Origin of the sequence: Pelomonas sp. Root405 (assembly GCF_001425165.1) — a bacterium.
In the GTDB taxonomy this organism is placed as follows: domain Bacteria; phylum Pseudomonadota; class Gammaproteobacteria; order Burkholderiales; family Burkholderiaceae_C; genus Pelomonas.
The window spans coordinates 205,661-227,968 of sequence record NZ_LMDU01000013.1 but is presented as its reverse complement, the minus strand read 5'-3'; the positions used below and the strand labels follow the sequence as shown (position 1 = coordinate 227,968).

General features: G+C 67.2%; 22 protein-coding genes. 20 read left to right on the top strand and 2 right to left on the bottom strand.

The features are described from left to right. The first annotated feature begins 66 nt into the window (after positions 1-66). The 6 genes from odhB to ASC81_RS17005 are packed head-to-tail and all read left to right on the top strand — an operon-like array spanning position 67 to position 5,149. Entirely contained in the window at positions 67-1,320 is a 1,254-nt protein-coding gene (gene odhB, locus ASC81_RS17025) for a 2-oxoglutarate dehydrogenase complex dihydrolipoyllysine-residue succinyltransferase (RefSeq protein ID WP_056269447.1), read from the top strand. A gap of 16 nt (positions 1,321-1,336) precedes the next feature. Continuing rightward, complete coding sequence (locus ASC81_RS17020; protein ID WP_056269446.1) at positions 1,337-1,858, top strand: zeta toxin family protein; 522 nt, start codon at positions 1,337-1,339, stop codon at positions 1,856-1,858. Continuing rightward, entirely contained in the window at positions 1,855-2,034 is a 180-nt protein-coding gene (locus tag ASC81_RS27085) for a hypothetical protein (RefSeq protein WP_156392199.1), read from the top strand. Before ASC81_RS17020 ends, ASC81_RS27085 begins: the two co-directional genes overlap by 4 nt. Positions 2,035-2,038: 4 nt before the next feature. Beyond that, positions 2,039-3,460, top strand: a complete 1,422-nt coding sequence (gene lpdA / locus ASC81_RS17015) for a dihydrolipoyl dehydrogenase (RefSeq protein ID WP_056269443.1) — start codon at positions 2,039-2,041, stop codon at positions 3,458-3,460. A gap of 1 nt (position 3,461) precedes the next feature. Then, positions 3,462-4,562: a cell division protein ZapE gene (zapE, locus tag ASC81_RS17010; RefSeq protein WP_056269441.1), complete on the top strand. Its 1,101-nt coding sequence runs from the start codon at positions 3,462-3,464 to the stop codon at positions 4,560-4,562. Continuing rightward, positions 4,559-5,149, top strand: a complete 591-nt coding sequence (locus ASC81_RS17005) for a hypothetical protein (protein ID WP_056269439.1) — start codon at positions 4,559-4,561, stop codon at positions 5,147-5,149. Before zapE ends, ASC81_RS17005 begins: the two co-directional genes overlap by 4 nt. Here ASC81_RS17005 and ASC81_RS17000 read toward each other — a convergent pair whose 3' ends face one another. Beyond that, entirely contained in the window at positions 5,150-5,920 is a 771-nt protein-coding gene (locus ASC81_RS17000; RefSeq protein ID WP_056269438.1) for a PP2C family serine/threonine-protein phosphatase, read from the bottom strand. A gap of 62 nt (positions 5,921-5,982) precedes the next feature. Between ASC81_RS17000 and ASC81_RS16995 the strand changes: the two genes are divergently transcribed. Together ASC81_RS16995 and ASC81_RS16990 are read left to right on the top strand one after the other, a co-directional pair. Next, positions 5,983-6,186: a YdcH family protein gene (locus ASC81_RS16995; RefSeq protein WP_056269436.1), complete on the top strand. Its 204-nt coding sequence runs from the start codon at positions 5,983-5,985 to the stop codon at positions 6,184-6,186. Between the two features lie 94 nt (positions 6,187-6,280). Next, the gene (locus ASC81_RS16990; RefSeq protein ID WP_056270010.1) at positions 6,281-8,224 is read left to right on the top strand and encodes an ATP-dependent DNA helicase; all 1,944 of its coding nucleotides are present in this window, start codon (positions 6,281-6,283) and stop codon (positions 8,222-8,224) included. Here ASC81_RS16990 and ASC81_RS16985 read toward each other — a convergent pair whose 3' ends face one another. Further along, a complete protein-coding gene (locus ASC81_RS16985; protein WP_056269434.1) occupies positions 8,225-9,040 on the bottom strand; it encodes an outer membrane protein assembly factor BamD in 816 nt (271 codons plus the stop codon). It abuts the gene before it with no gap. A gap of 44 nt (positions 9,041-9,084) precedes the next feature. Here ASC81_RS16985 and ASC81_RS16980 point away from each other — a divergent pair, with 44 nt between their 5' ends. The 12 genes from ASC81_RS16980 (at position 9,085) to der (ending at position 22,288) form a co-directional block, all read left to right on the top strand. Continuing rightward, complete coding sequence (locus ASC81_RS16980; RefSeq protein WP_082536590.1) at positions 9,085-10,083, top strand: RluA family pseudouridine synthase; 999 nt, start codon at positions 9,085-9,087, stop codon at positions 10,081-10,083. Positions 10,084-10,334: 251 nt separating this feature from the next. Beyond that, positions 10,335-11,057, top strand: a complete 723-nt coding sequence (gene scpB / locus ASC81_RS16975; protein ID WP_082536589.1) for an SMC-Scp complex subunit ScpB — start codon at positions 10,335-10,337, stop codon at positions 11,055-11,057. After that, positions 11,054-13,075, top strand: coding sequence for a pseudouridine synthase (locus ASC81_RS16970; RefSeq protein ID WP_056269433.1), 2,022 nt, complete (start codon positions 11,054-11,056; stop codon positions 13,073-13,075). Before scpB ends, ASC81_RS16970 begins: the two co-directional genes overlap by 4 nt. Positions 13,076-13,154: 79 nt before the next feature. Further along, complete coding sequence (gene ndk / locus ASC81_RS16965) at positions 13,155-13,580, top strand: nucleoside-diphosphate kinase (protein WP_056269431.1); 426 nt, start codon at positions 13,155-13,157, stop codon at positions 13,578-13,580. Between the two features lie 40 nt (positions 13,581-13,620). Then, a complete protein-coding gene (gene rlmN / locus ASC81_RS16960) occupies positions 13,621-14,730 on the top strand; it encodes a 23S rRNA (adenine(2503)-C(2))-methyltransferase RlmN (RefSeq protein ID WP_056269429.1) in 1,110 nt (369 codons plus the stop codon). A 20-nt stretch (positions 14,731-14,750) separates the two neighbouring features. Then, complete coding sequence (gene pilW, locus ASC81_RS16955) at positions 14,751-15,560, top strand: type IV pilus biogenesis/stability protein PilW (RefSeq protein ID WP_156392198.1); 810 nt, start codon at positions 14,751-14,753, stop codon at positions 15,558-15,560. A 3-nt stretch (positions 15,561-15,563) separates the two neighbouring features. After that, positions 15,564-16,499 (top strand): helix-turn-helix domain-containing protein, encoded by a 936-nt coding sequence (locus ASC81_RS16950; RefSeq protein WP_056269425.1) that lies wholly within the window; start codon positions 15,564-15,566, stop codon positions 16,497-16,499. Continuing rightward, positions 16,499-17,761: a flavodoxin-dependent (E)-4-hydroxy-3-methylbut-2-enyl-diphosphate synthase gene (ispG, locus tag ASC81_RS16945; protein ID WP_056269423.1), complete on the top strand. Its 1,263-nt coding sequence runs from the start codon at positions 16,499-16,501 to the stop codon at positions 17,759-17,761. Before ASC81_RS16950 ends, ispG begins: the two co-directional genes overlap by 1 nt. Then, positions 17,758-19,065, top strand: a complete 1,308-nt coding sequence (gene hisS, locus ASC81_RS16940) for a histidine--tRNA ligase (RefSeq protein WP_056269422.1) — start codon at positions 17,758-17,760, stop codon at positions 19,063-19,065. Before ispG ends, hisS begins: the two co-directional genes overlap by 4 nt. Before the next feature lie 51 nt (positions 19,066-19,116). Next, entirely contained in the window at positions 19,117-19,788 is a 672-nt protein-coding gene (locus ASC81_RS16935; protein WP_056269420.1) for a tetratricopeptide repeat protein, read from the top strand. Continuing rightward, positions 19,785-20,954 (top strand): PQQ-binding-like beta-propeller repeat protein, encoded by a 1,170-nt coding sequence (locus ASC81_RS16930; protein WP_056269419.1) that lies wholly within the window; start codon positions 19,785-19,787, stop codon positions 20,952-20,954. The genes ASC81_RS16935 and ASC81_RS16930 overlap by 4 nt, the downstream gene beginning before the upstream one ends. Continuing rightward, positions 20,951-22,288, top strand: a complete 1,338-nt coding sequence (gene der, locus ASC81_RS16925; RefSeq protein ID WP_056269417.1) for a ribosome biogenesis GTPase Der — start codon at positions 20,951-20,953, stop codon at positions 22,286-22,288. Before ASC81_RS16930 ends, der begins: the two co-directional genes overlap by 4 nt. Positions 22,289-22,308: the final 20 nt, after the last annotated feature.

Below are 22,308 nucleotides of genomic sequence, written 5' to 3'. Positions count from 1 at the left end.
TCAGGGCGCTGCGTTCGCTTGCGCCTGCGCACACCACACCCAATAAAAGACACGGAGCCTCCCACCATGGCCATCGTTGACGTTCAAGTCCCCCAGTTTTCCGAATCTGTTTCCGAGGGCACGCTGCTGACCTGGAAGAAGAAGCCCGGCGAAGTCGTCACCATCGACGAAACCCTCGTCGAGATCGAGACCGACAAGGTCGTTCTTGAAGTGCCCGCGCCTGCGTCCGGCGTGCTGAGCGACGTCCTGGTCGCCGACGGCAGCACCGTCACCAGCCAGCAGCTGCTCGCCAAGATCGACAGCGAAGGCAAAGCCGGCGCCGCGGCTCCGGCGCCTGCTGCTGCCGCTCCGGTTGCTGCACCCGCCACGGCTGCTGCGCCTGCCGCCGCCACCGGCGGAAACAAGGGCGACGTGGCCATGCCCGCCGCCGCCAAGATCCTGGCCGAGAAGGGCCTGGCCGCCACCGATGTCGCCGGCTCCGGCAAGGACGGCCGCGTGACCAAGGGCGACGCCCTCGGCGCTGCCGCCAAGCCGGCCGTGCCTGCCCCCGTCGCCGTGGCGGCCCCTGTCGCCAAGCTGCTACCCGCAGTCGCCGCACCGGCTCAGCAGAACCTCGGCGACCGCCCCGAGCAGCGCGTGCCCATGACCCGCCTGCGCGCCCGCATCGCCGAGCGCCTGGTGCAGTCGCAGTCCACCAACGCCATCCTGACCACCTTCAACGAAGTCAACATGGCCCCGGTCATGGAGATGCGCAAGAAGTTCCAGGAGAAGTTCGAGAAGGAACATGGCGTCAAGCTCGGATTCATGAGCTTCTTCGTCAAGGCGGCGGTCGCGGCGCTGAAGAAGTACCCGATCATTAATGCGTCGGTCGATGGCAACGACATCGTCTACCACGGCTACTTCGACATCGGCATTGCGGTCGGTTCGCCGCGCGGCCTCGTCGTGCCGGTGCTGCGCAACGTCGACCAGATGAGCTTCGCCGACATCGAGAAGAAGATCGCCGAGTTCGGCCAGAAGGCCAAGGACGGCAAGCTGTCCATCGACGACCTGACCGGCGGCACCTTCTCCATCTCGAACGGCGGCACCTTCGGCTCCATGCTGTCCACGCCCATCATCAACCCGCCGCAGTCGGCCATCCTGGGTGTCCATGCCACCAAGGACCGCGCGGTCGTCGAGAACGGCCAGGTCGTCGTGCGCCCGATCAACTACCTCGCCATGTCCTATGACCACCGCATCATCGACGGCCGCGAAGCCGTGCTGGGACTGGTGACCATGAAGGAAGCGCTGGAAGATCCGGCTCGCCTGCTGTTCGACATCTGAGACCGGACACGCGGGCATGTCCTCGGCGCCTCGCGTGATCATCCTGTCCGGTCCCAACGGGGCCGGCAAGACGACCTTCGCGAGAGAGTTCCTGCCGCAAGAAGCGCAGTGCCCGGTTTACGTCAATGCCGATCTGATCGCCGCCGGGCTGGCGCCGTTCGCGCCAGAAACGGCAGCGCTCGCGGCTGGCCGGCTCATGCTGACGGAGATTGAGCGGCATGCGGGGCGACGGGAAAGCTTTGCCTTTGAGACCACATTGAGCGGGCGTGCCTACGCGCAGTCCATTCGACGGTGGAAGCAGGCGGGCTATCGCATCGAGCTGTTCTTTCTGAGGCTACCGAGCGCCCAGTTCGCTATCGAGCGAGTGGCGCAGCGTGTGCGTCAGGGCGGACATCACATCCCCGCGGATGTCATCGAACGCAGGTTTCACGCGGGCTGGGCCAATTTCGAGCATGTGTACAAACCGTTGGTTGATGCCTGGATGCTGATCGATGCGTCCAGCACGTTCTTCGATGTGCTTGACTGGAGCGACTCTTGAAGACTGCCAAACCCACTATCCCGGCTCCCTTGTCTACAGCGAAATCCCCCGATTTCCGCAACGCCGCAGCCGCCTTCGAGCGCGCCCGGCAGCGCGCCCGCGAGCTCGCCAAACAGACCAATACGTATCTGGTCGTCCAGCAGGACGGCCAACTCGTCAAACTGAAAGTGAACTAATCCCATGAGCACCAAGCTATTCGACGTCGTCGTCATCGGCGGCGGCCCCGGCGGCTACATCGCGGCCATCCGCGCGGCCCAGTTGGGCATGAACGTGGCCTGCATCGACGAGTGGAAGAACGACAAGGGCGGCCCCGCCCTCGGCGGTACCTGCACCAACGTTGGCTGCATCCCGTCCAAGGCGCTGCTGCAGTCCAGCGAGCACTACGAGCACCTGAACCACCACTTCGCCGACCACGGCATCACGGCGGACAACGTCAAGATCGACGTCGCCAAGATGCTGGCCCGCAAGGACCAGGTCGTGAAGCAGAACAACGACGGCATCGTCTACCTGTTCAAGAAGAACAAGGTCACGTTCTTCCACGGCCGTGGGTCCTTCGTTGCCGCCAAGGATGGCGGTTATGAACTGAAGGCAGGCGAGGAGGTCATCGCCGCCAAACAGGTCGTCATCGCCACCGGCTCCAACGCCCGCGCGCTGCCCGGCGTGCCGTTCGACGAAGAGCACATCCTGTCCAACGACGGCGCCTTGCGAGTCGGCTCGACGCCCAAGAAACTGGGCCTGATCGGCGCCGGCGTCATCGGCCTGGAGATGGGCTCGGTCTGGCGCCGCCTCGGCGCGGAAGTCACGGTGCTGGAAGGCCTGCCGGCCTTCCTCGGCGCCGTGGATGAGAGCGTGGCCAAGGAAGCCGCCAAGGTCTTCAAGAAGCAGGGCCTGGACATCCAGCTCGGCGTGAAGGTCGGCGAAGTCAAGACGTCCAAGAAGGGTGTCAGCGTTGCCTACACCGATGCCAAGGGCGAGGCCAAGACGCTGGAGGTCGACAAACTCATCGTCTCCATCGGTCGCGTGCCCAACACCATCGGTCTGGGTGCCGATGTCGTTGGCCTGAAGCTGGACGAGCGCGGCGCCATCGTGGTGGACGATGACTGCAAGACCAATCTGCCGGGCGTCTGGGCCATCGGCGACGTTGTCCGCGGCCCGATGCTGGCGCACAAGGCCGAGGAAGAGGGCGTGGCCGTGGCCGAGCGCATGGCCGGCCAGCACGGGCATGTCAACTTCAACACTGTGCCCTGGGTCATCTACACCAGCCCCGAGATCGCCTGGGTCGGCAAGACCGAGCAGCAGCTGAAGGCCGAAGGCGTGGCCTACAAGGCGGGCCAATTCCCCTTCCTGGCCAACGGCCGCGCCCGCGCGCTGGGTGACACGACCGGCTTCGTCAAGTTCCTGGCGGACGCCAAGACCGACGAGATCCTGGGCGTGCACATCATTGGCCCGTTTGCGTCAGAGCTGATCTCGGAAGCCGTCGTCGCGATGGAGTTCAAGGCCTCGGCCGAAGACATCGCGCGCATCTGCCATGCCCATCCTTCGCTGTCCGAAGCAACGAAGGAAGCGGCGCTCGCCATCGACAAGCGCACGCTCAATTTCTGACGTGACCCAAGTCACCGAGCTCTACCAGCAGACGCTGGCCGAGCGCGGCTACACGGCCGACCCAGCGCAATTGCGCGCGGTTTCGGCCCTGCAGCGCTGCCAGGACGACTGGGCCAGCTACAAGGCTCGCCGCGCGAATGCGGTGACCAAGCTGCTGGTGCGCCCGCCCATCCCGCGCGGCGTCTACATGTACGGCGGTGTCGGCCGAGGCAAGAGCTTCCTGATGGATTGCTTCTTCCAGGCCGTACCGCTGCAGCGCAAGACGCGTCTGCACTTTCACGAGTTCATGCGCGAGGTGCACCGCGAGCTGCAGGAGCTCAAGGGCATCGCAGACCCGCTGGACGAACTCGGCAAACGCATCGCGCGGCGTTTCCGCCTGATCTGCTTCGACGAATTCCACGTGGCTGACGTGACCGACGCAATGATCCTGCATCGGCTGCTGGACGCGCTGTTCCGCAACCGCGTGTCCATCATCACGACGTCGAATTTCCACCCCGACGGGCTCTACCCCAACGGCCTGCACCGCGACCGCATCCTGCCCGCCATCGAGCTTCTGAAGGCCCACCTCGAAGTCATCAACGTCGACGCCGGCACCGACTACCGTCGCCGCACGCTGGAGGATATGAACCTCTACCTGACGCCGCTGAACGAGACGACCGAAGCTGCGCTCACCAAGGCCTTTGAATCGCTCGCGGAGGCCCAGGACGAGGATCGCAAGCTCATGATCGAGCACCGCGCCATCCTCGCCCGCAGGCGTGCTGGCGGCGTGGTGTGGTTTGACTTCCAGACGCTGTGCGGCGGCCCTCGCTCGCAGAACGACTACCTGGAGCTGGCCAGCCAGTTCCACACCGTCATCCTGTCCGACGTGCCCGAGATGCCAGTGCGCCTGGCCAGCGAGGCGCGCCGCTTCACCTGGCTGGTGGACGTGCTCTATGACCGCCGCGTCAAGCTCATCATCTCGGCCGCGGTGCCAGCTGAGCAGCTCTATACCGAAGGGCCGCTGGCGCACGAGTTTCCGCGCACCGTATCGCGGCTGCAGGAAATGCGCTCGGCCGAATACCTGGCCCTGGCTCGCCGCGAGGTCGATACTTCGTTGACATGAGCTTGCCTGCGCTGATCTTGCTTGCCACCGCCGCGGCGTCGTCGCCCCAGCTTGCGACGCGGGCCGAGGTCGCCGCCCAGCGCGCGGCCATCGAGCAGCGCTTTGCCCGGGAAGAGGCCGAATGCCAGCAGCGCTTCAGCGTGGCGGCCTGCCTTGAAGCGTTAGACCAGCGCCGCCGCCAAGCGCTTGCACCGCTGACGCGGCACGAGCATGAGTTGGCTGCCCAGGAGCGCCGCCAGCGCGCTGCCGCCCAAACTCAGCGCGTGCGCGATCGTGAACTGGCCGCCGCCCAGGAGCAGGGCCAGCGCCACCAACGTTCCGTCGCGGCGCCGCCTCCTTCGGTGCCGGCAGAGCGAGCATCGCAGGCGCCTCGGGCCCGCAGCCCCGCCGAAGCAGAGAAGGCCAGGCGCCGGGCCGCCGACCAGGCAGAGGCGGAGGCCGCCAAGCGACGCGAACGCGCGCAGGAACGGGCGCAGCGCCAGCAGCAACGCATGGCCGAGCACGAGGCCAAGCAAAAGAACCGCAGCAAGCCCTTGGCAGCGCCGCTGCCGCTTCCGGGCGCGTCCGCAGCGTCCAAGCCGAATTGATCAGTCGAGGTTGTCGACCTTGACGATGGCAATCGACAGGTTGTCGCCGCCGCCGCGCGCGCGCTGACGCGCCTTGCTCACGAGCAGCTCGGCCGCTTCGCGCGGCGGTAGGCTGTGCAGCACGCTGCCCAGCTCCTGGGCGGTGAAGTAGTGCCAAAGGCCGTCGCTGCAGCACATCAGCGTGTCGCCCACCTCCAGGCCTTCAAAACGCTCCGACGTGGACGTGGGGTCCTGCACGGTGCCCAGGCAGGCCGTCAGCAAATTGCTCTGCGGATGCGAACTGGCCTCGGCCTCGGTCAGCTGGCCCTCGTCGACGAGGCGCTGCACGTAGGAATGGTCCATCGAGCGCTTCACGAGCCGCGCGCCGCGGAACCAGTAGATGCGCGAGTCCCCGGAGTGGATCCAGTGCACGCTGCGGTCGCTGGTGACAACGAACCCGGCAATCGTGCTGTGGGGCTCCTCCTCGGCGGAGATGGCTGTCAGCTTGATCATCAGATGGGCCTCTGACGTGATCTGGCTCAACAGTTCAGCGGGCAGTTCATCGCCCGGCGAGTAGCGTTCGAAGAGCTGGCGCGCGGTCAGGATCACCTGGTCGGCTGCCTTGCGCCCGCCGCTCTTGCCGCCCATGCCATCGGCCACGATGCCCATCATGCAACCGGCGACGCGGGGGTGTGCGATAACGGCCACCTGGTCTTGCTGATAGGCCCGGTCCCCGCGATGGGTGCCGGTAGCGGCGTTGAGTCGGAATCCGACGGCGGTGGGTGAGGGCATGCCGAAAACTATACTGGCCAGTGGGCTTTCGCCCTGATCGAACCGCCTTCGTAAACCCTTGGATGGATGAACAACTTCACTCGTTGCCGCGGCGGCTCATCGAGTTGCGCATGGAGCATGCCGACCTCGACGCGATGATTGATCGCTTGGCAGAGCAGTCGCCGCTGGACGAGCTGGCGCTGCAGCGGCTCAAGAAGCGCCGTCTGGCGCTGCGCGACATGATTGCGCGGCTGGAAGTGAACGCCGAGCCCGATGACAGAGCCTGATCTCGACGACTGGCTCGACGCCCTAGATCAGGCCACACCCGCTGCTCCGCCTGCCGCCGACGAGCTCGAACAGGCTGTCAACGCTGCCTTCGACATGGACGGCCCGCTGGCGCGGCTGGACCCGGGCTACAAGCCGCGTGAACAGCAGTTGCAGATGAGCCGTGCAGTCGCGCGTGCCCTCAGCTGCCGCCAGGCGCTGGTCGTCGAGGCCGGCACGGGCGTCGGCAAGACCTTTGCCTATCTCGTGCCGGCCCTGCTGGCAGGCAGCCGCGCCTTGATCAGCACAGCCACCAAGAGCCTGCAGGACCAGCTCTTCCTGCGCGACCTGCCGAGGCTGACAAAGGCGCTGAGCACGCCAGTGCGCCTGGCGCTGCTCAAAGGCCGCAGCAGCTACCTTTGCCTGCACCGCATGAAGGAGGCGCGCGTGTCTGGGGAGTTCCCCGACCGCCGCACGGCGCTGTCGCTGGCGCGCATTGAACGCTGGGCGCTGAGCACCGCGACGGGCGACTTCGCCGAGATCGACGGCCTGGACGAGCGTTCGCCCATCATCCCCATCGTCAGCAGCAGCCGTGAGAACTGCCTTGGCCAGGAGTGCCCTGACTGGAAGGCCTGCTACGTCGTCAAGGCCAGGCGCGAAGCGATGGAGGCTGACGTCGTCGTCGTCAACCATCATCTCTTCTTTGCCGATGTGACCCTGCGCGACACCGGCGTGGCCGAGCTGCTGCCCAGCGTCGAGATCGCGATCTTTGACGAAGCGCACCAGCTCGCCGAGGCGGGCGTGCAATTCCTCGGAACGCTGCTGGGCACGGCGGCGCTGATCGACTTCTCGCGCGATCTGCTCGCCCAGGGCCTGACCCATGCGCGCGGCGTCAACGACTGGCAGGGTCTGCAGGCGGGCATCGAGAAGTCAGCGCGGGAGCTGCGCCTGGCTGCGGCGGGGTCGCTGGCAACCGCCGGACGTGAACTCCGCGGCACGCTCAAGCTCGGCTGGCGAGAGCGTGCCAGTCAGCCGGCGTTCGGTGCGGCGCTTGCGGGCGTCGAACAGGCTTGTGTGCAAGCGCTCGAGGCTCTGACAGCCGTGCGCGAAGCCGCACCCGATTTCGCTCGCCTTTGCGAGCGCGCCCAGGAGCTGCGCGAGCTGGCCAGGCAGTTCGCCGCCGAACCCGACCCGGGCGATGTGCGCTGGATCGACATCAGCCCGCATGCGGCGCGTCTCGTCGAGTCGCCGTTGGACATTCGCGAGGCGATGCAACAGCAACTCGAAGCGGCGCCCAAGGCCTGGGTTTTCACATCGGCGACCCTTGGCGACGACGACGGCCTGACCTGGTTCACCGAGCCCGCCGGCCTGACGGGAGCTGAGGTCCTGCGCGTCGGCAGCCCCTTCGACTATCCCGCCCATGCGCGGCTCTATGTCCCGCGTGGCTTTCCCAAGCCGAGCGAGCCGAGCCACCCGGCCAGCGTCGCCTTGCTCGCCTCCCGGTTCGCGCGTGCCCTGGGCGGGCGCACCTTCGTTCTGACGACAACACTGCGCAATCTGCAGACCGTGTCCGATGCGCTGCGCGAGCGCTTCGAGGAGGCCGGCGACACCATCGCAGTGCTGCAGCAGGGGGCATTGCCCAAACGCGTGCTGCTACAGCGCTTCCTCGACAACCCCGCGGCGGTGCTGGTCGGCTCCGCAAGCTTTTGGGAAGGCATCGACGTGCCTGGCGACGCCTTGCAATGTGTGCTCATCGACAAGCTGCCCTTCCCGCCGCCCAACGACCCACTCGTGGAGGCGCGTGTGCAGCGCCTGGAGGCGCAAGGTCGTAATGCCTTCTCGGAGTACTTCGTGGCCGAGGCGGCCATCGCATTGAAGCAGGGCGCGGGCCGCCTGATCCGCACGGAGAGCGACCGAGGCCTGCTGGTGGTATGTGACCCACGCATGGCGGGCATGAACTACGGCCGTCGGCTGCGTGCGGCCCTGCCGCCGATGACGCCGGTGGCCAACGAGGCCGAGGCGCTGGCCTGGCTGGAAGAGCTCAGCGCCTCACGCGTCTGATCACCACAGCTGCCACCAAGGCTTGCGCCTGTCGGCGTTGCCCGACGCATAGATGCTGTTCGGGAAGTTCTTGTCCAGCACGCGGCGGGCGTCGTCACGCAACTGGGCCAGGCCGAGCTTGTCATAGCTCTCGCTCATGATGAACAGGCCCTCCTCGATGCCGGGCGCGTACTGGAACTCCGCCACCGCCGCCTGCGCACGGTTGGCCGCGGCAACATAGGCCTTGCGGTTGAAGTAGTAGCGCGCAACGTGGATTTCGTAGGCCGCCAGCGTGTTGGTGATGAAGTTGATCCGCGTCGTGCCCTCGGCCGCGTACTTCGACTCAGGGAACTGCTCGACAAGCTGGCGGAAGGCCAGCAGGGCCTCGCGCGAGGCCTGCTGGTCGCGCTCGGACACGTCCTGGTTGGCCAGGCGGCCGAACAGGCCCAGGTCCTCGTTGAAGTTGACGATGCCCTTCATGTAGAGGGCGTAGTCCATGGCCGGGCTGGATGGGTTGAGCTTGATGAAGCGGTCCAGCGTCGAAATCGCCTGCGCGCGCTCCGCCGTGCGGTAGTAGGCCCAGGCCAGGTCCAGCGTGGCCTGCTGGCCCATGGTGGTGCCGGCGGCGCGCCCTTCGATGCGCTCCAGCGCCTTGATCGCACGGTCGTAGCTGCCGGCGTTCAGGTCGTCCTTGGCCTCTGCATACAATTTGTCCAGCGCCGCCTGGGAGTTCGGGTCATCCTTGGCCGTGGAGCCGCAGCCGCTCATGCCCAGCGCGAACGCCATCAGGACAGTGCCAGCGACGATGCGGCCGGCCTTGAATTTCTCAACAAACATGTCTGAAGTCGACGGCGATGCTGCCGGCAGGTCACTAAGAAACAATGGACGCTGAGTATAGGGTGGGGGGTCAGGACGATTTCGAGCTGGAGGCCGAGGAGGGCGGCGACGCCGAACGGCGCCGTGCCGATGTCGATGCCGCGGGCCATGGCGAGCGGCTCGACCGCTGGCTGACCGGCATCGCGCCTGAGTTCTCGCGCAACCACCTGCAGTCGCTGATAGAGCGCGGCTGCGTGACGGTGGACGGCAAGCCGTTGGAGAAGGCCGCGCACAAGCTGCGCGCCGGCCAGCGCGTCGAGGTGGAACTGCAGCCGACTGACGAGAGCCGCGCCTTCCGCGCCGAGGCGATGGCATTGGATTTCGTCTACGAGGACGAGCACCTTGCCGTCGTCAACAAGCCGGCAGGCCTGGTGGTGCACCCGGCGGCGGGCAATTGGTCGGGTACTTTGATGAATGGCCTGCTGGCCCACCATGCCGCCGCCACGACGCTGCCGCGCGGCGGCATCGTGCACCGGCTGGACAAGGACACCAGCGGCGTCATGGTGGTTGGCAAGACCCTTGCCGCGGTCACGGCGCTGATGCGGCAGATCTCGGCGCGCGAGGTGCACCGCGAATACCTGGCTCTGGCCTGGGGTCGTGTCGAGGAACCCTTCGTCGTCGAGAAGGCGATGCGCCGCGACCCGATCTCGCGCGTGAAGATGGCCATCGCCCCGGCCAACCTCGGCAAGCCCGCGCGCACCGACTTCTTCCCACTGGGTGTGGGCGATGTGAACGGCCGGGCCGTCAGCGCTGTGCACTGTGTGTTGCACTCGGGCCGCACCCACCAGATCCGGGTGCACCTGACGCACAGCGGCCACCCGATGCTGGCGGACGTGCTCTACGGCGGCGCGCCGGCCCTCGGGCTGGTCCGCCAGGCCCTCCATGCGGCACGGCTGTCCTTGACCCATCCGATCACGGGCGAAAACCTGGTCGTGACTGCGCCCCTGCCTGCTGATCTTGCCGCCGCCTGGGCGCAGATCGGCGCCGCTGACCTTCCCGTTTGACGCGGCTATACAATGCACTCCGGTTGTCGTGGCAGCCAGCGCGCCCAGAAGTCGACAAGACGGGCGCGACCCGCGCGGTCAGCAGTCCATCCGCCCGCCGGTCAACCATCCCGATCGCGTCCCGCTGGAAGGCCTCCTGGCCCCACGGTGCCGCCCGGACCGACCCCGTCCGCTTTGCCTGAAGAACGCTGTGAGCGCCCAGGCCCGGACGGATTGCCAAGCTAGGCTTGATTGAGGGCGCAATTGCGTTCATGAACACCCAGGATGCCAAGCGCGTCCTCGAGACCGCGCTGATCTGTGCCTCGCAACCGCTGACGCTGCGCGAGTTGCGCAGCCTGTTCGCCGACGAGCTTGGCGCCGATTCCGTGCGCAGTCTTCTCGACGAATTGAGCCGCGACTGGGAGGGCAGGGGCGTCGAGCTGGTCGCACTGGCCTCGGGCTGGCGCTTCCAGAGCCGCCCAGAGCTGCGTGAATATCTCGACCGGCTGCATCCCGAGAAGCCGCCGCGCTACTCGCGTGCCGTGCTGGAGACGCTGGCCATCATTGCCTACCGCCAGCCGGTCACGCGTGGCGACATCGAAGACATTCGCGGCGTTGTCGTCGCCAGCCAGATCGTCAAGCAGTTGGAAGACCGCGGCTGGATCGAGGCCATTGGTCACCGCGAGACGCCAGGCCGCCCGGCGCTGTACGCGACGACCAAGTCTTTCCTCGACGACCTCGGTCTGGCCAGCCTGGAGCAATTGCCGGCCCTCGAAGTCGGCGGCGAACCGCCGGCCTTTGAAGCCCTGCAAGGCCGGCTGCTGGACGACGCCCCTGAAGGCGCACCCGGCGAGCTTGCTGCAGATGCGGCCGCCGACGACGCTACCGAAGTGCCCGTCCCGTCGCAAAGCCTGTTCGGCGATGACGGCACACCCGCACTACCCAATCCTGACCCCAACGATCCGCCCCCGCAACCTCAGTCCGAACCCGCATGAACGACGCTGCCGATCAAGACAAGCCCCTGCCTCCCGCCGCTGACACGGAAGCGCCCGCAGCGCCCAAGCGACGCCGCGCGCCGGCCAAGGCGGCCGAGCCCGCTGCCGCCGAGGCCGCACCCGCTGATGCCGAAGTGGCCGTGCCGGTGAAACGCGCGCGCCGCAAGCCTGCCGCTGAGTCGGTTGAGGTCGCTGCTGAGTCTGAAGTGACGACTGAGCCCGCCGTGGTGACCGAGGAGGCGCCAGCGCCTGCCCGCAAGCGCGCGCCGCGCAAGACGGCCGTTGCCGAGGCCGCGAGCGAGGAAGTTGCGAGCATCGCCGCACCGGCACCGGCACCGGCACCGATCTTCACGTTGGCCGATGAGGCGCCGGCGGTGGCGACTGCGGGCGAAGTTGATGAGCAGGGTGAGGGCGACGGTGGTGATGGCGAGGGTGAAGCCGGTGAAGATGGTGAGCGGGGTAGCCGCAGCCGCAACCGCCGCCGCAACCGCAAGGAGCGCGCCGAGCGCGAGTCGGCCGCGCCGATGCCGGCCGGTACGGCCAGCGAGCCGGCGGCTCCGACACTGGCGCCCGAACTCGTCGAAGCCGCGGGGGCGCGCTTTGCCGACGTGTTGTCGGGCAGCCTGGACGCAGAGTCTGAAGCGCCGGACGCTGAGCCGCCGGTGCTGGCCGCGGCACCTGCGGTCGATGAAGGGGCCGAAGAGGCCGAGGGCGAGTCCAAGCGCGTGCTGGCGGCGGACGCCGATGCGCCCAAGTTGCAGAAGGTGCTGGCCCAGGCCGGCATCGGCTCCCGCCGCGATATCGAGGAGTGGATCGCCGAAGGCAAGATCGAGGTGAACGGGGAAGTGGCCCACGTCGGCCAGCGCATTTCGTTCGGGGACCGCGTGCGCGTCAACGGCAAGGACGTGCGTGTGCGCATCTCGCCGCCCAACCCGCGCATCCTGGCTTATCACAAGCCCACCGGCGAGGTCTCGACCTTCAATGATCCGGAAGGGCGCCCGACGGTGTTCCGCTCACTGCCGCGCGTGCAAGGGCAGAAGTGGCAATCCGTCGGCCGCCTGGATATCAATACCGAAGGCCTGCTGCTGTTCACCAACTCCGGCGAGCTGGCCAACCAGCTGATGCATCCACGCTTCGGCGTCGAACGCGAGTACGCGGCCCGTGTGCTGGGCGCGTTGAGCGACGAACAGCGCGCCAAGTTGCTGGCGGGTGTCAGCGTCGAAGGCCAACTGGCTTCCTTCAAGAGCATCGAGGACGGTGGCGGCGAGGGTGCCAACCGCTGGTACCGCGTCGTCATCACCGAGGGTCGCAACCGCGAAGTGCGCAAGCTGTTCGAGGCCGTTGGCATGGTGGTCAGCCGGCTGATCCGCATCCGCTACGGCACGGTCGTGCTGCCGCGCGGCCTCAAGCGGGGTGTCTGGGTCGAATTGGGTGACGACGACGTGCGCGTCATCCGCCGTCTGGCCGGCCACACGTCGCATAGCGGCCAGGGCCAGGTGCAACAGCCGGCACAAGGGCAAGGCCAGGGGCAGGGCAAGCACCAGCCGCAACACCCGCAGGGCCAAGGCAACAAGAACGACCGCAACAAGCGCCGGTCCGACGAGCGCCACGCCGGCGGCGGTCCGCGCCCCAGCCGCCCGCCGGAGGCGCAGCAGGTGCGCCCACCGCGCGAAGAGCGTGCGCCTCGCCGCGACGATGACGGCGAGCGCGAGGACGACGACTTCATCCCGCATCACGTCAACCCGCTGGAGCAGACCTTCGACCGCCGGCACGCCACGAGCGGCAAGCGCGGCCTGCCGCAGGGCTTTGGTGCCGGTGGCAGCCAGCAGGGCAACAAGCAAGGCGGCGGCAACAAGGGCAACGGCCCGCGTGAACCGGATCCGCTGCAGACCTCGGTGGGCTATATCGGCGGCGACGCCTTTCTGCGCCGCGGTGGCGGCGGCGGCGGTGGTGGTCGTGGCGGCAAGGGCGGCGGCGGCGGGGGGCGCTCTGGCGGCGGCTTTGGTGGGCGTCGCTGAGCCTGGGTTAGGGGGCTAGGGTCATCCCTGCCCGCTACAATCGCAGGCTTTGTCCAACACGCCCCTTCAGGAGAACTCCATGGCAATCGAACGCACCCTGTCCATCATCAAGCCCGATGCCGTGGCGAAGAACGTCATCGGCCAGATCTACGCCCGCTTTGAAGGCGCCGGCCTGAAGGTCGTGGCCGCCAAGATGGTCCACCTGTCGCGCGGCGAGGCTGAGCAGTTCTACGCTGTCCACAAGGCCCGCCCGTTCTTCAACGACCTGGTGAACTTCATGATCTCCGGCCCGGTGATGATCCAGGCGTTGGAAGGCGAAGGCGCCATCCTGAAGAACCGTGACCTGATGGGCGCCACGGACCCGAAGAAGGCCGAGAAGGGCACCATTCGTGCCGACTTCGCCGACAGCATCGACGCCAACGCCGTGCATGGTTCGGACGCTGCGGAGACCGCTGCGGTCGAGATCGCGTTCTTCTTCCCCGGCATGAACGTCTACTCGCGTTAAACCCCCAACGGGGTCGGTGACCCCGGCCCAGGAAGCTCGTATGGACGCGGTCAACCTGCTCGGTTTTGATCTGCCAGGCCTGGCTGCCTACTGCGAGCAACTGGGCGAAAAGAAGTTCCGTGCGACCCAGCTGTTCCGCTGGATCCACCAAAAAGGCGCGTCGGACTTCGAACAGATGTCCGACCTGGCTAAGTCCCTGCGCGAAAAGCTCAAGGGCAATGCCCATATCGCGGCGCTGCCGGTCATTTCCGAGCATGTTTCGACGGACGGCACCATCAAGTGGCTGTTCGACGTCGGCAATGGCGACGCGGTCGAGGCCGTGTTCATCCCGGAAGACGACCGCGGCACACTCTGCATTTCCAGCCAGGCCGGTTGCGCCGTCGGCTGCCGCTTCTGCTCGACGGGCCACCAGGGTTTCAGCCGCAACCTCGGCGCGGCCGAGATCACGGCCCAGCTCTGGTTTGCCGAGCACAACCTGCGCAAACGCCTCAACACGACAGAGCGTGTCATCTCCAACGTCGTCATGATGGGCATGGGCGAGCCGCTGCAGAACTACGACCAGCTCGTGCCGGCGCTCAAGACCATGCTGGACGACCATGGCTATGGCCTGAGCCGCCGGCGCGTCACGGTGTCGACGTCGGGCGTCGTGCCGATGATCGACCGGCTCCGCGAGGACTGTCCGGTGGCGCTGGCCGTCAGCCTGCACGCGCCGACCGATCCGCTGCGCGACCAGCTCGTGCCGCTGAACAAGAAATACCCCATCGCCGAGTTGCTGGATGCGTGCAACCGCTACCTGGACAAGGCGCCGCGCGACTTCATCACCTTCGAGTACTGCATGCTGCAGGAGGTGAATGATTCGCCGGAGCAGGCCCACGAACTGGTGCGTCTGTTGAAGAACAAGGTCAACTGCAAGATCAACCTGATCCCGTTCAACCCGTTTCCGGCGTCTGGCCTGACCCGCAGCACCAATGCACGCGTGCAGGCCTTTGCCGAGGTGCTGATCCAGGCCGCTATCGTCACGACCGTGCGCAAGACGCGCGGCGACGATATCGACGCCGCCTGCGGCCAGTTGGCCGGCGAGGTGCAGGACCGCACCCGCGCACATATCCGCATGGTCAGGGCACCCGTCACCGTGGCCAAATCCAGCTGATGCCATCCATCGAGGATTTGATGAAGCGACTGCTGACCACCCTGACCACCCTGACGGCCTTTGCCGCTGCGGCCCTGTTCGCCGGCTGCGCCAGCACCGGGGGGACAGCGCCCACGGCTGACCGTGAGATCAGGACCGATTCCGACCAGACCGAGGTGGACCGCCGCGCCAGCATCCGGCTTGAGCTGGCCCAAGGCTATTTCTCGCGCGGTCAGTTCAACACGGCGCTGGACGAACTCAAGCTGGCGCTGCAGGCCAAGCCCGACATGCGCGAGGCGGTGAACCTGCGCGGCCTGATCTATGCGTCGATGGGCGAGAACCAGCTGGCCGAGGAAGCCTTCCGCCGCGCGCTGGTCGTCTACCCCAGCGACCCCGACACGCTGCACAACTACGGCTGGTTCATGTGCCAGCAGCAGCGTTGGCAGACGGCCGACTCGCTGTTCGACCAGGCCCTGAGCCAGTCCACCTACCGGGCGCCGGCGCGCACGCTGCTGGCCAAGGGCGTCTGCGAAGCGCGCGCCGGCCGGCTGCTGGTGGCCGAGAAGACGCTCGCTCGCGCCTTTGAGCTCGACCCTGCGAGCCCGGCCGTGGCGGTCAACCTGTCTGAAGTGCTGTTCCGCAATCGAGAGCTGGCGCGTGCCCTTTTCTACGTGAAGCGCGTCAACAGCCAGCCCGAGCAGGTCAACGCACAGAGCCTGTGGCTGCAGTTGCGCATCGAACGCAAGCTCGGCAATACCGGCGTGGTCGAGGACCTGGCGCTTCAGATGCGCCGCAAACACCCGCAGGCGCCGGAGACGCAGTCCATGGACGCCGGCCGCTACGACGAATAAGCCGTGACCGCGGCACACAACAAGAACGACCAGACGATGGAACCGATCTCCGAGGGGCGCGCCAGCGAGGCAGCGAGTGCCGGCGCTTTGCTCAGGAATGCACGGCAGCAGCGCGGCCTGCATATTGCCGCCCTGGCCGTCATGCTCAAGGTGCCCCAGGCCAAGTTGGAAGCGCTGGAGGCCGACCGCTTCGACCTCCTGCCCGACGCCACCTTCGCACGCGCACTGGCCACCGCGATGTGCCGTGCGCTCAAGGTCGACCCGGCACCCGTGCTGGCCCTGCTGCCGCGTACGAATGATCGTCAGTTCGACGTCCGTCCGGGCCTGAACCAGCCGTTCCGCGAACGCGGTGCCGGCCCCAGCGACGCGGGCTTGCTGGCGCTGGCCGTGCGGCCCGTTGTCTGGGGGCCTGCGCTGCTGTTGATCGCCGCTGCAGCGGTCTACTGGATTCCGGCCGGATGGCTGCCAGAGCGCGATGCCACCGCGCCGTCCGCCTCCGGCGTAGTCGCCGCGGCCAGCATGCCGGTCGTCGAATTCGTGCCGGCGCCCGCTGCCCCGGAGCCAGCGGCCTCGGCGCCTATCGTGGGTGCCGCATCCATCGCCGGACCGGTCGCGTCGGCGCCGCCTCAGGTGCGCGACGTCGTGGTGCCTGCTGCGCTGGCCACTGCATCTGCCCCGGCGGCAACGCCGGCTGCGGCCGGTGGCAGCGACCTGCGGATCACGGCCGTCGCCGATACCTGGATCGAAGTGGTCGACGCCCGCGGCCAGATGCTGCTGTCGCGGGTGTTGCCCGCCGGCGAGCAGCAGGCTTTCGGCGGTGCAGCGCCCTACAAGGTGCGCGTCGGCAACGTCAGCGGCACCCGCGTCGAATGGCGCGGTGCGGCGGTCGACCTGAGCGCCCAGAGCAGCAACAACATCGCCCGTCTGGAGTTGAAGTGATGAGCGAACTGATCATTCCCGAAGCCAAGCCGTCACCGCGCCGCAGCCGCCAAGCCCGCGTGGTCTGGGGCAATCGCGTCGTGACCGTCGGCGGCGACGCGCCGGTGCGCGTGCAGTCCATGACGAACACCGACACGGTGGACGCCATCGGCACGGCCATTCAGGTCAAGGAGCTGGCCATTGCCGGCTCTGAGATGGTGCGCATCACCGTCAACACCCCTGAGGCGGCCGAGCAGGTGCCCTACATCCGCGAGCAGCTCGACCGCATGGGCATCGACGTGCCGCTGGTGGGTGACTTCCACTACAACGGCCACCGGCTGCTGACCGAGTACCCGGCGATGGCGCAGGCGCTGTCCAAATACCGCATCAACCCCGGCAACGTCGGCAAGGGCGACAAGAAGGATCGCCAGTTCGCGATGATGGTGGAGGCCGCCGCGAAGTACGACAAGGTCGTGCGCATCGGCGTCAACTGGGGCAGCCTGGACCAGGAGCTGCTCGCGCAGTTCATGGACGAGAACGCCAAGCGCGCCCAGCCGTGGGATGCCAAGCCAGTCATGTACCAAGCGCTCGTCGAGTCCGCGCTGACGTCCGCCGCCTACGCCGCCGAACTTGGGTTGAACCCCGACAACATCATCATCAGCTGCAAGGTCAGCGGCGTGCAGGACCTGATTTCGGTCTACCGCGAACTGGCCCGTCGTTGCGACTACGCGCTGCACCTGGGCCTGACCGAAGCCGGCATGGGCACCAAGGGCACGGTGGCCTCCTCGGTCGCGCTTGGCATCCTGGCGCAGGAAGGGATCGGCGACACCATCCGCGTCAGCCTGACGCCCCAGCCGGGCGAATCGCGCACGCAGGAAGTCGTCGTCGCGCTGGAGATCCTGCAAGCCCTGGGTTTACGCCACTTCAACCCCAGCGTGACCGCCTGCCCCGGCTGCGGCCGCACGACCAGCACGACCTTCCAGGAGCTGGCCAAGCAGATCGACGACTTCCTGCGTCTGCAGATGCCGGTCTGGCGCAACAAGTACCCGGGCGTCGAGGAGATGAAGGTGGCCGTCATGGGCTGCATCGTCAACGGCCCGGGCGAGAGCAAGCATGCCGACATCGGCATCAGCCTGCCCGGCACCGGCGAGGCGCCGGCTGCCCCCGTCTTCATCGACGGTGTGAAGGCGCTGACGCTGCGTGGCGACAACATCGCCAACGAGTTCCACGCGCTGGTCGAGAACTACATCGAGAAGCGCTTCGGCGCGACCGCTACCGCATGAGCGAAAACAAGAAGGTCCAACCGCTCCAAGCGGTGAAGGGCATGAATGACATCCTGCCGCCGGAATCGGCGCGCTGGGAGCAGCTCGAAGCCACGATGCGCAGTGTGCTGCTGCGCTACGGTTACAGCAACGTGCGCGTGCCCATCGTCGAGCCGACGGCGCTTTTCGTGCGCGGCATCGGCGAGGTGACCGACATCGTCGAGAAGGAGATGTACGCCTTCGAGGACCGCGCCGACAAGCATGGCCAGGCCGAGCATCTGGCGCTGCGCCCCGAGGGCACGGCCGGCGTCGTGCGGGCCATGATCGAGCACAGCTATCTGCGCGACAGCCCGCGGCGCCTCTACTACGTCGGCCCGATGTTCCGCCGCGAGAAGCCGCAGAAGGGCCGCTACCGCCAGTTCCACCAGATGGGCATCGAGGCGCTGGGCTTTGCCGGCCCCGACGTGGACGCCGAGGTCATCCTGCTTGCCCGCACGCTGTGGCGTGAACTGGGCCTGAAGGAAGGCGAGGACGTCACGCTGGAGATCAACTGCCTCGGCCAGGCCGAGGAACGCCGCGCCCACCGCGAGGCGCTCATCGCCTACCTGGAGCAGCACCAGGCGGTGCTGGACGAGGAGGCCAGGCGCCGCATGCACAGCAACCCGCTGCGCGTGCTTGACACCAAGAACCCCGCGATGCAGGCCATGGCCGAAGGCGCGCCAAAACTGCTGGACTTCCTCGGCGAGGCGTCATTGGCGCATTTCAATGGCGTGCGTGCCCTGCTGGATGCGGTCGGCCTGGCCTATCGCATCAACCCCCGCCTGGTGCGCGGGCTCGACTACTACAACCTGACCGTCTTCGAGTGGGTGACGACCAAGCTCGGTGCCCAGGGCACGGTCTGCGCCGGCGGGCGCTATGACGGCCTGGTCGAGCAACTGGGCGGCAAGCCGACACCGGCGGTTGGTTTCGGCATGGGCCTGGAGCGGCTGCTTCTGCTGCTCGAGACGCTTCAGCTGAAAGCCCCCGTCGCCGCCCCCCACGTCTATGCCATCGTGCCGGACCCGGCCGAGCTGCCGCGCCTCCTGCCCACGCTGGAAGCACTGCGCGCGGCCGGTGTCGCCGTGCAGATGCATGCCGGTGGCGGGTCGTTCAAATCGCAGTTCAAGAAGGCCGACGCCTCGGGCGCCCGCTTCGCGCTGGTCTTCGGTGCCGATGAGCTGGCGCGTGGCGAAGTCGGCCTGAAGTCCCTGCGAGACAGCGCCGAGCAAGTCAGCCGGCCGCTTGCCGATGTGACCGCCTGGGCTGCTGAGCTCCTCCCCGCATAATCCCGGGCCTTCCGAGCCCTTTATCGCTCCGTCTTTCGCACAGTTTTCCCCATGGCAGCCCATCTCGACCTCGACGAACAAGAACAACTTGACCAACTCAAAGCGTTCTGGAAGCGCTGGGGCAACCTCATCACCTGGTTGATCACCGCAGCGCTGGCCGCCTTTGCCGCGTGGCAGGGCTGGAACTGGTACCAACGCGACCAGGCCGGCAAGGCCGCCGCGATGTACGAGGAGTTCGACAAGGCGCTGACTGCGCAGGATGCCGACAAGGCTGCCGGCGCCGCTGCCGACCTGAAAGCGCGCTTTGCGAGCACTGCCTATGCAACCCAGGCTGGGCTGCAGGTCGCCAAGCTGCAGTTGGACAAGGGCAAGACCGACGAGGCCAAGCAAAGCCTGACGTGGGTGGCAGAGCGGGGCGTCGAGGACGGCCCCTACCGCGACCTGGCCCGCCTGCGACTTGCTGGTCTGCAGCTGGATGCCAAGGCTTTTGATGAAGCCGCCAAGACGCTGGACGCTGTCAAGTCTGCTGAGTTCGCGGGCCTGGTTGCCGACCGCCGCGGCGATCTGTTGTTGCTGCAGGACAAGCGCGATGCCGCCAAGGCCGAGTACCAGAAGGCGCTGGCCGGCATGGACAAGACGCTGGACTATCGCCGCATCGTCGAAGCCAAGCTGGCGACCTTGGGCGTGCCCACCGCGGTCGAAACCGCAGGAGCCGCGCAATGAAGCGCGCCCTCCTGATCTCGCTGCTGGCTGCGTCGCTGGCGGGCTGTTCCACGCTCAGCTCGACGGTCGGTTCGGTCGGCTCGTCCGTCGGCTCGTTGTGGAACTCCTGGTTCGGCAGCGACAAGGCCAAGCCGGCCGCGCTGGAGACGTTGTCTGGCCCCGCGACCGGCCGCGTCGCCTGGAGCGCCAAGGGCGACGACATCAATTTCGCGCTCAGCATCGCGACACCGGGTGACCGGTTCGTCGTTGCCAGCAGCGACGGCACGGTGCGTGCACTGGCCGCCGCCGATGGACGTGAGCTTTGGCGCACCCAGGCCGGTGGCAAGCTGCTTGCCGGCATCGGCAGCGACGGCCGCTTCTCGGCGGTGGTCAACCGCGACAACGAACTCGTCGTGCTGGACGCCGGCCGCGTGGCCTGGAAGAAGGCGCTGCCGACGCCCGTCGTTGCGGCGCCGCTGGTGGCCGGCGAGCGCGTCTTCGCGTTGACGCTGGATCGCCAGGTGCTGGCCTTTGACGCGCTGGACGGCCGCAAGATCTGGGAATTGCGCCGCCCGGGTGAGCCCCTCACGCTGGCCAAGGCCGGCGTGCTGCTGGCCTACAAGGACACTCTCGTCGTCGGACAGGGACCGCGCCTGGCTGGCGTCGACCCGCTCAAGGGCAGCCTGCGCTGGGAGGCCAGCGTGGCCACACCGCGCGGCACCAACGAGGTCGAGCGCCTCGCCGACCTCGTCGGCCCCGCTGTGCGCCAGGGTGAGGTGATATGTGCACGTGCCTTCCAGAGTTCGGTTGGCTGCGTGAACGCCGAGCGTGGCAGCGCGCTGTGGAATCGCGTCGTCGGCGGCACGAATGGCATTGGCGCGGACGACCAGATCGTCGTCGCGGGCGATGCCTCGGATCGTCTGTCGGCCTGGCGCCTGGCCAATGGCGACCTGGCCTGGTCGGCCGACCAATTCCAGCATCGCAAGCTCTCCGAGCCGGTGGTGCTTGGCAAGCAGATCCTGATCGGCGACTACGAAGGCCAAGTCCATCTGCTGGACCGGGATTCCGGCAAGACGCGTTCGCGCCTGGCCACCGACGGCTCCAAGGTCGTCGCCATTGCAGTGCTGGGTGACACTGCGTTGGTCGCGACCAAGCGCGGCGGTCTGTTCGCGATCAAGGGCGAATGAAACCAGTCATCGCTTTGGTCGGCCGCCCCAACGTGGGCAAGTCGACGTTGTTCAACCGGCTCACCAAGTCGCGTGATGCCATCGTGGCTGACTTCGCCGGCCTGACGCGCGACCGCCACTACGGCGACGGCCGCCTGGGCGACCGTGAGTTCATCGTCGTGGACACCGGCGGCTTCGAGCCCGACTCGACCACAGGCATCGTCAAGGAGATGGCCAAGCAGACCAAGCAGGCCGTGGCCGAGGCTGACGCGGTCATCTTCGTCGTCGATATTCGCCTGGGGCTTTCGGCCCACGACAGCGACATCGCGCGCTATCTGCGCAGCGTCAACAAGCGCGTGCACCTGGCCGTCAACAAGGCCGAAGGCATGAGTGACTCGCCGCTGTTGGCCGAGTTCCATGAACTTGGCATGGGCGAGCCGCACCCCATCTCGTCGGCACACGGTCAGGGCATTCGCAGCCTGCTGGATGCGGTGCTGGAGCCGTTCGAGGACGCGACGGAAGAATTCGGCGCCGGTCCGCAACAGGACGGCGTCATCCGCCTGGCCGTTGCCGGCCGCCCCAACGTCGGCAAGAGCACGCTGATCAACACCTGGTTGGGCGAGGAGCGGCTGGTCGCCTTCGACATGCCGGGCACGACGCGCGACGCCATCACGGTGGACTTCGAGCGCAACGGCCAGAAGTTCAAGCTCATCGACACTGCCGGCCTGCGCCGCAAAGGCAAGGTGTTCGAAGCCATCGAGAAGTTCTCGGTGGTCAAGACGCTGCAGGCCATCGCCGACGCCCACGTCGTGCTTCTGCTGCTGGACGCAACGCAGGGCGTGACTGACCAAGACGCCCACATTGCCGGCTACATCCTCGACAGCGGCCGCGCCGTCGTGCTGGCCCTCAACAAGTGGGACGCCGTCGACAGCTACCAGCGCGAGACGCTGCAACGCCAGATCGAGCAGCGCCTGACCTTCTTGAAGTTCGCGCCGATGCACAACATCTCGGCGCTCAAGCGCCAGGGGCTGTCCGCGGTGTGGAACTCGCTGGCCGATGCCTATGCCTCGGCCTACCGCAAGATGACCACGCCGGTGCTGACCCGGTTGGTTGCCGAGGCGGTGGAGCATCAGCAGCCCAAGCGCTCGGGCGTGTCGCGGCCCAAGCTGCGCTATGCCCACCAGGGCGGCCAGAACCCGCCTATCGTCGTCATCCACGGCAACGCACTGGACGGTGTCACGGAGGTCTACAAGCGATACCTTGAAGGTCGCATCCGCGCTCACTACAAGCTGGTTGGCACGCCGCTGAAGATCGAGCTGCGTTCCTCCAAGAATCCCTTCGACGAAAAGACCTAGGCTGACCGGGTGCGGCAAAA